Source organism: Nocardia sp. NPDC052254, from assembly GCF_040679495.1.
Lineage (GTDB): Bacteria > Actinomycetota > Actinomycetes > Mycobacteriales > Mycobacteriaceae > Nocardia.
Genome location: NZ_JBFAUW010000012.1, coordinates 52,642 through 66,672, shown reverse-complemented (window position 1 = coordinate 66,672; position 14,031 = coordinate 52,642). Strand labels below are relative to the sequence as shown.

Annotated in this window: 3 protein-coding genes; all 3 read right to left on the bottom strand. The window is 70.0% G+C overall.

Translation table 11 applies throughout. The features are described from left to right. Positions 1–195: 195 nt before the first annotated feature. Positions 196–1,584: an aminotransferase class I/II-fold pyridoxal phosphate-dependent enzyme gene (locus AB0L57_RS25910; protein WP_364967172.1), complete on the bottom strand. Its 1,389-nt coding sequence runs from the start codon at positions 1,582–1,584 to the stop codon at positions 196–198. Further along, entirely contained in the window at positions 1,584–7,907 is a 6,324-nt protein-coding gene (locus tag AB0L57_RS25905) for an SDR family NAD(P)-dependent oxidoreductase (RefSeq protein WP_364967170.1), read from the bottom strand. Before AB0L57_RS25905 ends, AB0L57_RS25910 begins: the two co-directional genes overlap by 1 nt. A 112-nt stretch (positions 7,908–8,019) precedes the next feature. Further along, positions 8,020–14,025 (bottom strand): type I polyketide synthase, encoded by a 6,006-nt coding sequence (locus AB0L57_RS25900; RefSeq protein ID WP_364967167.1) that lies wholly within the window; start codon positions 14,023–14,025, stop codon positions 8,020–8,022. Positions 14,026–14,031: the final 6 nt, after the last annotated feature.

Sequence of the window (14,031 nt, the reverse complement as noted above, 5' to 3'; positions counted from 1 at the left end):
TTCACCGATGGTGGGCCGGCTACTCGGCAGCCCGGTCACCCGGAGTCACCGGGCACATCGATGCGTTTGCCGCCCTGGCGGATCGAGGTGTGCGGGCCCGGACGAGCAGCGGCCTGCGAGTGGGTGCGCGGCCACCGCACCGGTCCTGTCACCCAGCGCGACAGGACCGGTGGGCGACTTACCGGTGGCCGTACTTCAGCCCGGCACGGTGGCGAGCCCGTCCAGCGTCGCCGCTGTCGCGGCGATCAGCTCGACCGTCGAATCCAGTTGCCGCTCGGTATGTTCCGAAGTCAGGAAGAAGCGCAGGCGCTCCTTACCCGCCGGAACGGTCGGAGCCACGATGGCGGCGGCGTAGATCCCGTTCCGGAGCAGGGTGGCGGAGACGTACCCGGCTTGGACCTCGCCGGGAATGATGACCGGGCAGATGGGGGTCTGCTGGGATTCGCCGAGGTCCATGCCGCGCTCGCGCAGAGCAGTGTGGAAGTGTTTCGCGTTGTCCCACAGACGAATCAGCCGCTCCGGCTCGTCGGCCAACACGTCCAGGCCCGCCAGCGCCGCGGCGATCGCCGACGGCGCGGGAGCCCCGGTGAGCATCGCGACGCCCGGCGCGCTGGACTTCATCGCCCCGATCAGATCGGCGTCGCCGGCGATGAAACCGCCGCAGCTGCCCAGAGCCTTGGACAGCGTACCCATCCAGATGTCGACGTCGGCGCCCGCCATCCCGTAATGCTCGCGGATACCGTGCCCGCCCGCACCGAACACACCGAACGAGTGCGCCTCGTCGACCATCACCGCACAGTCGTATTCTCTTGCCACAGCAGCCAGTTCGGCAACCCGGCCGACGGTGCCGTCCATGCTGTAGTGGCCCTCGATCACCACCAGCGCACGATCGAAACCCGCTCGCGACGTGCGCAATACCGCCCGCAACGACTCCGGATCGTTGTGCCGGAAATTGATTCGGCGGCATCCCGCCCACTGCGTGCCCGACACCACGCTGCCGTGAATCAGCGAGTCGCAGAACGCGACGTCGCCGCTGCCGAGCAGGTATCCGATGACACCGGCATTGGTGAGATAGCCACTGGTGGTGACCATCGCGTCGCCGACGTCGTAGATCCCGGCCAAGCGCTGCTCGATCTCGTGGTACAGCGGGATCTCGCCGCCGACGATCCGGCTGGCCGACGCCGAGGCGCCGTACTCGCCCAGCGCCGCGGTGGCCGCCGCCACCACCCGGGGATGGCTGGCCAGACCCAGATAGTTGTAGGCGCTGTAGTTCACAAGTTCGCCTGCGGCGGAATTGATTACGTGATCGTTGGGGCTGGTCCGCGGCAGGAAGTACGGGCTGGGCAGCCCGGACTGCTCGGTCAGCGCGGCAATCGTCGCATTCTGCGCCGCGGCCGCGACCACCCCGGGATGATCGGCGAACTGCTTCCCGGGGCCGCGCACGACACGACCCGGGCGCGGTGCGGTGGTCGTGCGCGGGGCCGTGGTGGCACTCACGCCCGGAGCGGACCCGCTGTACCGGTCGGCGGCAGCCTCACTGCCGGACAACAGCTTCCGGGCCAGATCCCGCGCCGACTCGCTCATTACCGCACCTCCTCGGCCGACACGCCGATCAGCGCCGCGGCGACATTCGCCCCGAGCTGCTCCAGCGTGAACGCCCGGCCCATCTGCACCGATGTGATGTCGACACCCAGATTCTTGGTGACAAGCGCCGAGAATTCCACGGCCATCAGGGAATCGAGACCGAGCTCCGGCACCGGCACGCTCTGGTCGACCGACTCCGCGGTCACGCCCATCACATCCGCCAGCTGTTCGGCGAGCATGTGCGCGACCACCTCGTTGCGCTTGCCGATCTCCAATTCCCGCAGGGCCGCGGCCAATTGGGCGGACGCCGAATCATCCTGGGCGGAGGCGGCGATGACCGCCTCGACCCGTCCGGTGCGGGCGAACAGGCCACCGGCCGCAACGATCTTGTTCCAATCGATCGGAATGATGTCGGCGTGGTGGTGCAGGCGCAGGCGCAGTGCGGCCTCGAGGTATTCGGGCCCCTCGTCCATGTCGATGGTGTCGAATCCGGTATTGCGCAGGAACCGGGCCATGGTGTCGGTGTCGACCATGCCCCCGCCCTGCATATGGCCCCAGCCGATGGCCAGCGCGGTGCCGCCGGAGCGCACGATCTCGTCGGCGAGGGCATTGACCGTCAGGTTCGCCGCCGTGTAGGTGTAATGGCCCAGTCCACCGAAAATCGCACTGCCGGAGGAGAACAGCACGAACATCTCCGGCGTGACACCCGCCGCGGCAAGGCCCGACACCAGCGCGCGGGCACCGGCCACCTTGGGGTCGAAGACCCGGGCGAGGCTGTCGTAGTCGACGTCGGCGAGCAGCTTGTCGTCGACGGCGCCCGCGGCGTGGAAGACACCGCGCAGCGGATGTTCCGGGGTGTGCGCCCGCCCGATCATCGCGGCGACGGCCTCGGCGTCGGCGATGTCGAGCCGTTCGCCCGTCACCTCGACGCCCATGTCCTGCCAGGCCCGCAGCTGCGCCCGCGCCGCGTCCGTCCTCGCGCCGCTCCGGCCCGCCAGCGTCAGCCGTCGCGCGCCCTTGCCGACCAGCCAGCGCCCCACGGCCAGGCCGAATCCGCCGAATCCACCGGTGATCAGGTACTGCGCGTCCGGCGCCACGGTGACCTCGTCGAGGGCGGGCCGGACCAGCGGCGCGGCATCGGCGAGGTTCAGGACCACCCGCCCGATCCGGGTGGAGCGCGCGACCTCCTCGAAGGCCTTCGCCACCTCGGCGGTGCCGTAGCGTTCGTACGGCAGTGCGGTGTATTCGCCGGCGTGGATGGCCTCGTTGACGTGCCGGATCAGCGCCATGGATTCGGTGATCTTCAGCGCCATCATCCGGTCCATGTCGATGGAGTGGTAGGCGACGTTCTTCTCGAAATGGTGCAGGTCCAGAACCCCGCCGGCGTAGGCGTCGGTCTTGCCGACCTCTACGATCCGCCCGAATTCGGCGACCGCGTCGAAGTTCTTGCGCAGCAGGTCGCCCGGGGTCGTGCTGATCACGATGTCGGCCCCGCGCCCGTCGGTGAGGGCCAGGACCTCCTCGGCGAAGTTCAGCGACCTCGAATTCAGCACGTGATCGGCGCCCTGGGCGAGCACGTAGTCGCGGCGTTCGCCGGTGCCGGCGGTGCCGATGACGATGGCTCCGTGCCGTTTCGCGATCTGCACCGCGGCCGAGCCGACACCACCTGCCGCACCGTGCACCAGCACCGTCTCCCCGGCGCGCAGCCGGGCCGATTCCATGAGTGCGTACTCGGCGCTGAAGAACGCTGTTCCGCTGGAGCAGATTCCGGGGTCGCTGTCGGCGGGAACTGCGAACGCGACGGAGGTGTCGACGGTGTTGTAACGCCGGATCATGCCGCGCTTGCAGAAGTTCACCCGGTCACCGACCCTGAAGTCGTCGACGCCCGGCCCGACCCGCACCACTTGGCCGACACCCTCCATACCCGGCTCGAGGCCGTAATAGGTTGCGCCCAGCTCTCGTTCGGTCAGCACACCCATGACCTTCATCGGGTCCTTGAAGTTCAGGCCGATCGAGTGGGTCCGGATCTCGATCTGCCCGGCGCCCGGCTCCTGCCGGCCACAGCGCCGCCAGGCCAGTTGCGAGAGCAGGCGCGTCCTCGGGATCTCCAGGGCGTAGTTGGCCTCCGGATCTTCCAGGGGCGCAGCCTGATCGAGTGCCTCGAGGCGGCCCTCCAGAGTCCGGCCGACCACCGGCACCCAGCGCAAGCCGTCGCGCAGGTACACCTCGTCCGCATGGTCATAGGTGAATGCGCCGGGGATGGCGAGTTCCGCTGCGAGGTCGGCCGATTCGGTCCCCGGCTCGACATCGACCAGGCGCCAGCGCAGCACGGGCTGTTCGTTGAGCAGTACCCGTCGCGCGCCGACCAGCGCGGCGTGCCGCGAGTTCGGCAGTTGGTCGCTGTCCGGATGGACGAAGGCCCGCTCGGTGATCAGGGTGGCGTGGATCCTGCCGTCTCCGGTCATCGGCCGTTCGGCGACGTCACCATAGCGCTCTTCGTCGTATGCGCGCAGGGTCAGCGCCAGCCTGCGCAGGGTCAGCAGATTCGCCGGATCGTCGTAGCCGGCGCCGGCGACGACCACGACGTGCACGCGCGACGCGTTCGGGTCGGTGTCTCGAAGCTGTCGCTCGAAAGCGGCTTCCAGGTCGTCGCGGTCCGGATCGCCGACGGTGAAATCGGAGGCCGACGGTGACAGCGAGGCGATGTCGGCGGCCCGCGCACTCGGCTGCGCGCCCAGGGTGACGACGAGCGTATGGACCTCACCGCTGGCGGGCAGCGCCGAGGTGTCCACGGGATCCCTGAGCTCCCAGGCGGTTTCGTAGAAGAAGTCCGTCATCCGTTGCAGCGCACCACGACCGGGGTCGATGGCACCCAGCCGCATGCCGAGGATCTGCATGACCACCCGCCCCTGCGGGTCGAGCAGGTCGTAGTCGATGAGCAGCGCGTCCGCATCGATCAGCCGGGTCACCACCGTCACCTCGTCGGGTAGCGACCCGAAGACACGCACCCCCTTGACCGCGACCGGGACCATGGCCCCGCCCCTGCGGCCGGCGCCCATGCGCAGCGCGCCGATGCACTGGATCGCGGCGTCCACCACGGCCGGGTGCACGAGATGCCCGGACCCCGCCGCAATGGTCCCGTCCACGGTCGCCACCACGGTCGCCGTGGCGGCCCGGAGCGAGGTGAACCGCCGGAACGCGGGACCGTACCGCAGCCCGGTCTCCTCCATCGCGGAGAACACCGATTCCGGGTCCACCGGCAGCGTTTCGCCGGCATCGGGTATCGGCACGCCGGTCGGCGGGTCGTAGTAGCCGTCCACCAGGCGCCCGGTCGCATTGACGGTCCACAGGTCCGCGTCGGCGGACCGGGAGCGGATGGTGAATCGCCCGGTCGATTCCTCGACGCGCAACTCGGCCACCGGAATATCGCCGTCGGCGATGATGAGCGGGGCCAGGAAGCGCACGTCCTCCACCGCCAGCCGCTCCCCCTGGGTCCGCGTCGCCAGCGCGCTGAGCGCCGCGTCCAGATACGCGGCGCCGGGCAGGATCCGGGAGCCGCCCACGACGTGGTCGTCGAGCCAGGGCAGCGCGGCGACGCTCACTTCCGTCCGCCAGAGGTGCTGGGGTTCGTCCAGATCCGGGTCGCCGAGCATCGCGTACGAGCCGGGTGTGCCGCGCCGCTCCTGCGCCACGAAGGGCAGCTCGTTGCACAGCCGGGTGCGTTGCCACGGGTAGCGGGGCAGATCGACGTGCGGAGTGGGCCGGGCGTGCACGGCGGCGAACAGCGCATCGATGTCCAGCACGCCGGCGCCGTAGAGCCCGGCGATCATGTGCCGTACGCTCGTGTGGTCGTCCTGTTTACGGTTGAGGGTGGCGATCGTGGTGCCGGTCTCGCCCGCGCCGATGAGGATCTCGCGAATATTGGCGCCCAGCACCGGATGTGGGCCGACCTCGAGGAAGGTGCGGCTGCCCGCGCCGACCAGCCCGATGATCGCCTCGGCGAACCGCACCGGCTGCCGGACATTGCGGCACCAGTACTCGGCATCCCACTCCGGCCCGGTCACCTGGGCGCCCGTAACGGTCGAGAACAGTGGGACGTTCGGCGCAGCCGGGGACAGATCGGCCAGGGCGGAACGCAATTCGTCGAGAATCGGCTCCATCAGATAGCTGTGGTACGGCACCTCCACCTGCAATCGCTTGGCGAAAGCGCCTTCGGCCGCGAGCTTTTCGGCGATCTCGTCCAGGCGCCGCTCGTCGCCCGCGAGGGTCACCCCGCTCGGGCTGTTGATCGCGGCGATATCGACCAGATCGTCGCCGGCCAGCAGCTCCCGCGCCGCCTGCTCGGCGATACCGACGGCCAGCATGCCGCCGGAACCCGCCGTGGTGGCCTGTAACCGGGCCCGGTGACAGGCGACGGTGAGGGCGTCGCGCAGCGACAGCATCCCGGTGACATAGGCGGCGGCGACCTCGCCGACACTGTGCCCGACCACCGCCGCGGGGGTGATGCCGTGGGCCTCGAGCATCGCGTACAGCGCCACCTGCACCAGGAAGTTGGCGGGCTGCGCCACCGCGGTGCCGGTAACCCGGGACTCGGCCTCGGGTTTGCGGAGTTCCTCGATGATCGACCAGCCGGCGATCTCGGTGAACACCGCATCGATCCGCCGCGCCTCGGCCGCGAAAGCGCCGTCGCTCGCGAGCAATTCGCGTCCCATGGCCCAGTGCTGCGGGCCCATGCCGGTGAAGACGAATACCGGTTCGGCCGCCTCGCGCGGGATCACCTTCCCCGCACGCCCTTCGCCCCCCGCGAATTCGACCAGGCCGCGGACCAGTTCGGCATCGTCGCCGAAGGTGATACCGGCGCGCACCGAACTGTGCCGCCGCCGCGTCCATGCCGCCTCGGCCAGCAGTGCGGGATCCGCGCCCTCGGCGATCCGCTCGGCGTAGCGCCGCGCCAGCTCGCGGACCGCCGCCTCGTTGCGGCCCGACAGCGGCAGCACGCCGAAATGCGCCGGCGTGTGCGGGGTACCGGCGGCGGCGCGGTGTTCGGTGAGAATCGCGTGGCCATTCGTGCCGCCGAAGCCGAAACCGTTGACCGCGATCGTCATTCGCTCCTCGGGCGGGACAGGCCGCGCCTCGAGCTGCAGGGCCAGGTTCAGTTCCGCGAACGGGATGTCCGGGTTCGGTGTGTCCAGCCACCCCTGCGGGGCGATGGTCCGATGCGAGATCGCCAGCGCCGACTTGATCACGCTCGCGATGCCGGACGCGGCCTCGGTGTGCCCGATCTGGCCCTTCACCGATCCGACGCCGAGTGGTGCGGTGCGCCCGTCGACCGCGCCGTAGGCCCGCCCGATCGCCCGCAACTCCAGGGGATCGCCGACCGGTGTGCCGGTGCCGTGCGCCTCCACGTAGGTCACCTCGTGCGGTGCGATTCCCGCCCGCCGGGTCACCGACTTGGCCAGATTCTCTTGCAGATCCGCGTTCGGCACGGTGATGGCGCTGGTGCGCCCGTCCTGGTTCGATCCGGTCGCCTTCACCACCGCGTAGACGCGGTCGCCGTCGCGTTCGGCGTCGGCCAGCTTCTTCAGCACCACGACGCCCGCGCCCTCGCCGCGCCCGTATCCGTCGGCGGCGGCGTCGAAGGGCTTGCTGCGCCCGTCGGCGGCCAGGAAGCCGCCCTTGCACATGGTGACGAACGTTTCCGGCGCCATCAACATCGTGACGCCGCCGGCCACGGCCATCTCGCAGTCGCCGTCGGCGATCGCCCGGCAGGCCAGGTGGAAGGCCACCAGCGACGACGAGCACGCCGTATCGACGGTGATGGCGGGTCCGACCATGTCGAGCGCGTACGCGATTCGGTTGGAGATCAGTGTGTACGAGGAGCCGGCCGCGGTGTGCATGTCCGTATGGGGCAGTGCCGGGCCGCCCACCGTGGCGATCCCCTGGTCCACGGTGAACGCGCCCATGTAGACACCGACGGGCGCGCCGCCGACCCGGCCGCCGAGACCCGCGTCGTCCAATGCCTCCCAGGTGACTTCGAGGGCCAGCCGCTGCTGCGGATCCATGGTGGTGGCCTCGCGCGGGGAGATGCCGAAGAATTCGGGGTCGAATTCCCACGGGTCGCCGGTCGTGAACGCGCCCCGCTTGGTGTACATGCGGCCCGGTGCGCGGCGGTCCGGGTCGTAATAACGGCGGTAATCCCACCGATCTGCGGGGATGTCGACGACCCCGTCACGCTTCTTCAGCACGAAATCCCAGAAGGATTCGGGGGATTCGATACCGCCCGCGTAGCGGCAGCCGATTCCGACGATGGCGATGTCAGACACTGGAACTCCTAGAAAAACTCTGATCGAAACTTCGGTTCTCCCCCGAGAAAACCGTTGTGGTACAGCGGGATCCACCCGCGATTCGCGCAATACTTCCCGTGCGCTCGATAATTCAGCCGGCGTCGACTCCAACCGCCGGGCGGAGCAGGAAGTTCACCTCGGGACCCCGGCGGCCGAGCCTGGTCTTGCCGACGAACTCACCGCCCAGCGCCTCGTAGAAGGGCAGATTCGCGTCCTTGCAGATCCCGCCGACCATGACGCCCTGCGCGTCGGCGTCCGCCACGGCCCACTTGGCCAGGTCCATGCCCACGCCGGAGGTCTGCCACTCGGGCACGCAGGCGAGGTAGACCAGCATGCTGTGCGGCTGGGCTGGAGCCATGCGGGCGATCGCGGCGTCGACGTCCATGCCGCGGCGCGTCCCGAGGCCCATGGCTTTGAGCAGCAGTGGGCCCGAGACCATCTCGCGCCAAATCGACGCGCGGTACCCGGGCGGATACCACAGCAGCACAGCCACGATCCGGCCGCCGACGGTCGCCACCGCCGCGCCGCCGACGGGCAGGAACCGGTATTTGATCATGAGGCGCACCATCTCCGGCGCCCGCCGGTGCCGCACCCGCGGATCCGGGAAGATGTACTCCTCGATCGGATCGTCGACGTCGAATGCCCGGGCGACAACCTCGGCCATTTCCTCGATATCGTCCGCGGTCGCCGGACGAATGACGGGTATGGCCGAACCGTCGCCATCGGTATTCGCGCGATCCGCCCACCCGGTCGTGATGGACCGCAATCGGGTTGCGATTCGCCGCTTTTCGCGATCGTCCCAATCCCCGGCGCCGAGGGCGGCTTCCAATTCGTCGAGTACCGTGGCGACCGCCCGGACTTCGATTTCTTCTTCCTTATCGCCTTCCTTGTCGCCGAGTTGTTCGTGGAGATGGCCGGCGAGCGCGGTGGCGGTGGGGTATTCGAAGGCGACCGCGACCGGGAGTGACAGGCCGGTGGCCCGCTGGAGCCGGTTGCGCAGTTCGACCGCGCCCAGGGAATCGAAACCCTGCTGGGTGAACGCGCGATCGGGGTCGACGGCGGACACGCTGTCGTGACCGAGTACGGCCGCGAGGTGCTCGAGCACCGTGTCGAGGACCGCCTGCCGCTCCCGCAGATCCCGCACCTCCGAGGTCGCCGCCGACCGCCGGGAGGCTGCCGGGCGCCGGCTCGGCGCCAGTTCCCGCAGCAGCGGCGGCAGCAGACCGGCATCGGCCCGGTCGCGAAGCGCCGTGGTATCCACCCCGGCGATCACCGCGTGTGCCGCGTCCGCCGCGAGCGCCGCGCGCCAGCCGGCGAACGCCTGCTCGTCCGGCATCGCGACGAAGCCGGCGCGGGCCATCCGGGCCACATCGGCCGCCGCGAGCCCGCCGGTCATACCGCCCGAGCGGGCCCACAGACCCCACGCCAGCGATTGCCCGGCCAGCCCGCGCGCCCTGCGGTACGCCACCAGGGCGTCGAGGAAGGTGTTCGCGGCCGCGTAGTTGGCCTGCCCGGGACTGCCGATGATCCCCGCCGCGGACGAAAACATCACGAACGCAGCGAGATCAAGCTCCGCGGTCGCCTCGTGCAGCTGCCAGGCGGCGTCCACCTTGGGCGCCAGCACCGCATCCATCCGGTCCGCGGTGAGCGAGGCGACGGTCCCGTCGTCGAGCACGCCGGCGGCGTGGATCACGCCGGTCAGCGGCCACTGCGCCGGTACATCGGCCAGCAGACCGGCCACCGCCTCGGCATCGGTGACATCGCAGGCCACCACCCGCGCCTGCGCACCCAGTTGCTCCAATTCGGCGGTGAGCGCCGCCGCACCTTCGGCCCCGGGACCGCTACGGCTGACCAGCAGCACCGACTGCACGCCGTGCTCGACGACCACGTGCCGGGCCACGGCCGCACCCACATCGCCTGTGCCGCCGGTGATCAGCACCGTCCCCGCGCCGAATGCGGGCACGCCGCCGAGCTCCCCGGAGGGCGCGGCGGGCCGGACGAGCCGAGCGGTGTGCGTCACACCGGCGCGCACGACCACCTGGGGTTCGTCCACCGCCACGGTGGCGGCCGCGAGTCGTTCGTCGATACGAGTGTCCAAGTCCGCCAAGACGATCCGGCCCGGATCCTCCGCCTGCGCGGCCCGCACCAAACCCCAGACCGCGGCACCGGCCAGGTCGGTGAGATCCTCGCCCGGCAGTGCCACCGCGCCCCGCGTGGCAACCAGCAGGGTGCTCGCGGCGAACCGGTCACCGGCCAGCCACGCCTGCACCACCTCGAGAATCCGAGCGGCCTCGGCGTGGGTAGCGCTCACCACGCCGGCGCCGGTGGATTCGTGCCACCCGTCTCCGGCCTCGAGCACCACCACCGCGGGTGCCGGCCCTTCGGGATCCAGTCGGTCCCACCACTCGACATCCGAATCCAGCAGCGCGGCGGCGGATTCGGCCGGTGACCAGACGAGTTCGAGGACCGAATCCGGCGGGCTGGCCGAACCCGCGGCGGTGAGTTGCCCGACCGGCATCGGCCGGCTCGTCAACGACCCCGACAGCACCGGCTGTCCCTTGCGATCGGTGACCCACAGCGACGCCGACGAACCGTGCACGGTCAAGCGCCCACGCAACGCCGACGCTCCGGTGGCGTACAGCGACACCGACTCCCACGAGAACGGCAACACCACCTGACCCGCCGGGATCTCGAACGCACCGGCCAGCAGTCCCGACTGCACGACCGCGTCCAGCAGTGCCGGATGGATCCCGAATTCGGTGCCGCTCACCCCGGCGTCCGGATCGAGGGCGATTTCGGCGAATACCTCCTCGCCGCGCCGCCACAGCTCCCGTACGCACCGAAATGCGGGGCCCATGTCGTAATCGGCGGGCAGTGTCGTCCGCGCGAGGTCGATTCCGGTCGCCGCTTCGGGCGGCCACGGCTCCGAGCCCGGTTCGGTGGTCTCACGCTCGGCAGTCAGCAGACCGCGCGCGTGCAGTACCCACTGTCCGTTGTGATCGTGTTCACCACGGGAGTAGATCGATATCGGGCGCTGCCCGGAATCCCGCGCGGGCTCGACCGCGACCTGGATCCGCACACCGCCGGTCGCCGGAAGTACCAGCGGCGCCTGCATTATCAGTTCCTCGATCACCGGGCACCCGGCTTCGGCGCCGGCGCACAGTGCCAGCTCCACGAACCCGGTCCCCGGAAGCAGTGCGACCGCACCGATGGCATGGTCGGCCAGCCAGGGCTGCGACAGCGACGACAGCTGCCCGGTCAGGACGAGCCCGCCATCGGCCATCGGCACGACCACGTCCAGCATGGGGTGTTCGACCACACCCAGACCCGCGGCTTCGGCACCGGCGGCGCCGTAGGAGGGCGCGAGCCAGTAGCGGTGACGCTGGAACGCATAGGTGGGCAACGGGATTCGGCGCCGGACTCGGCCCGCGAACCAAACCCGCCAGTCCACCCGGGCACCCGCGACATGTACCTGCGCCAGGGCGGTGACGAACTGCTCCACCTCATCGGCCGACCGCCGGGCCGTGGCCGTCACCGACGAGATGGACTCGATCTCGGGCCGCTCCGCCAGGCAACCACGCGTCATCGCCGTGAGCACCGCATCGGGCCCCAGCTCGACGAACCGGCGCACACCGCCCGCGATCAGCGTCTCCACGCCCGGCGCGAACCGCACACAGGCCCGCAGCTGCCGCACCCAATACTCCGGGTCGGTCACCGCGTTGCCTGCGAGCTCCCCGGATGCGTTCGACACGATCGGCCAGTGCGGCGAACGATATTCGACGCCAGCGGCCACCTTCCGGAACTCGGTCAGCATGGGATCCATGCGCGCCGAATGGAACGCATGGCTGACCCGCAACCGAGTAGTCTGCACCCCCTCCGCGGACAGCGAGCGCTCGATGTCCGCGATGGCATCGATGTCTCCGGACAGCACGGTCGACGACGGGCCGTTCACCGCCGCGATCGAAACCCGATCCGAGAAGCCGGCGGCTCGGTCCGCATCGATCGCCACCGCGAGCATCGCGCCGCCCTCCGGTAGGGCACCCATCAACCGGCCCCGGGCCGCCACCAGCTTGCAGGCATCCGGCAGCGACCACACCCCGGCCACATACGCCGCGGCCAGCTCGCCGATCGAATGCCCGATCAGCAGATCCGGTGTGACACCGAAGGATTCGAGTAACCGGAACAGCGCCACCTCGTGTGCGAACAGCGCCGGTTGGGTGAATTCGGTCCGATCCAGCACACCGTCGGCATCGGCGAACATCAGGTCCCGCAGCGAGCGGCCCAGCAGCGGATCGAATTCCGCGCACACCTCGTCCAGCGCCGCCGCGAACCTCGGGAAGGCCCGATACAGGCCCTGTCCCATACCGATTCGCTGGGCACCCTGACCGGCGAACAGGAACGCCGTCCGATCGGAACCGGCCCGCCCCTCGATCGTGCCGGGTGCGCCCGCGGCCAGATCGACCAGACCGGCGAGCAGTTCGTCACGGTCGCGGCCCACGATCGCGCCGCGCCACTCCAACTGGGCCCGCGACGTCATCGATGAACAAGCCACGTCCCTGATGTCGGCATCGGGATCCTCGATCAGCCACTGCCGCAGGCGATCCGCCTGGGCGCGCAGCGCGTGCTCGGACTTGGCCGACACCAGAAGTGGAACACACTCGGCCGCAATGGGTTTCGATTCCGGCTCATCCTCGACGAGGACCGGCTGGGTGGGGGCCTCTTCGAGGATGAGGTGGGCGTTGGTGCCACTGACCCCGAACGACGACACCCCGGCACGCCGGACCCGGTCCCCCACCGGCCACGGTTCGCCGTCCTGTAGAAGCCGTACCGTGCCCGCGGACCAATCCACATGTGGAGTGGGCGAATCCACGTGCAAGGTCTTCGGCAGCACGCCGTGCCGCATCGCCTGCACCATCTTGATCACGCCGCCCACCCCCGCGGCGGCCGAGGTGTGACCGATATTCGACTTCAACGACCCCAGCCGCAACGGCGCGCCCTCGCGCCGGGTGCCGTACGCACTGATCAGTGCCCGCGCCTCGATCGGATCCCCGAGCATGGTGCCGGTGCCGTGCGCCTCCACCGCGTCGATATCCGACGGCGCCAGACCGGCACTCGCCAGCGCGGCCGCGATCACCCGTTCCTGCGACGGGCCGTTCGGCGCGGTCAGGCCGTTGCTCGCACCGTCCTGATTGACCGCGCTGCCACGCACCACGGCCAGCACGGTGTGACCGAGCCGCTGCGCGTCCGACAACCGCTCCAGCACCAGCACCCCGAGGCCCTCGGTGAAGCCGGTTCCGTCGGCGGCCGCCGCGAAGGCCTTGCAGCGACCGTCGGAGGCCAGCGCACGCTGCCGCGCGAACGCGATCAGCATGGACGGATCCGACATGATGGTCACGCCACCGGCCAGCGCCAGCGACGTATCACCCTGCCGCAGCGCCTGACACGCCAGATGCAACGCCACCAGCGACGACGAGCAAGCGGTGTCGACCGCCATGGCCGGACCCTGGAACCCGAAGCTGTAGGCGATCCGGCCGGACAGCACCGCATTCGAAACACCGAGGGCGGCGTGGCCTTCGGTCTCGGCGCCGAGTTTCGCCGCGCCGATGCGGGGACCGTAGTCCTGATGCATCACGCCGACGAAGACGCCGGTATCGCTGCCGCGCAACGACAGCGGGTCGATACCCGCGTCCTCCAGCGCCTCCCAGGACGATTCCAGCACCAGGCGCTGCTGCGGATCCATCGCCGCGGCCTCCCGCGGCCCGATACCGAAGAACGCCGCGTCGAAATCGCCCGCGCCTTCCAGGAATCCGCCGTCGCGGGTGTTGATGGCGCCGGGCACGTCGGGATTCGGGTTGTACAGCCGTTCCAGGTCCCATCCGCGATCGGCCGGGTAGCCCCCGATCGCGTCCACACCGTCGGCCGTGAGGCGCCACAGGTCTTCCGGTGTGCGCACCCCACCCGGATATCGGCAGGCCATGCCGACGATCGCGATCGGCTCCCGGGACCGGTCCGTCAGCACGCGCAGTTGCTGTTTGGTGTCGTAGAGCTCCTTCGCGGTCTTCTTCAGATATCGCCGTAGCTCATCGGTGTCGGTCAAGGGTGA

What these genes read in the sequence shown, in the direction of transcription:
- AB0L57_RS25910 (WP_364967172.1), bottom strand. Translation starts at nt 1,584, where the DNA reads ATGAGCGAGTCGGCGCGGGATCTGGCCCGGAAGCTGTTGTCCGGCAGT.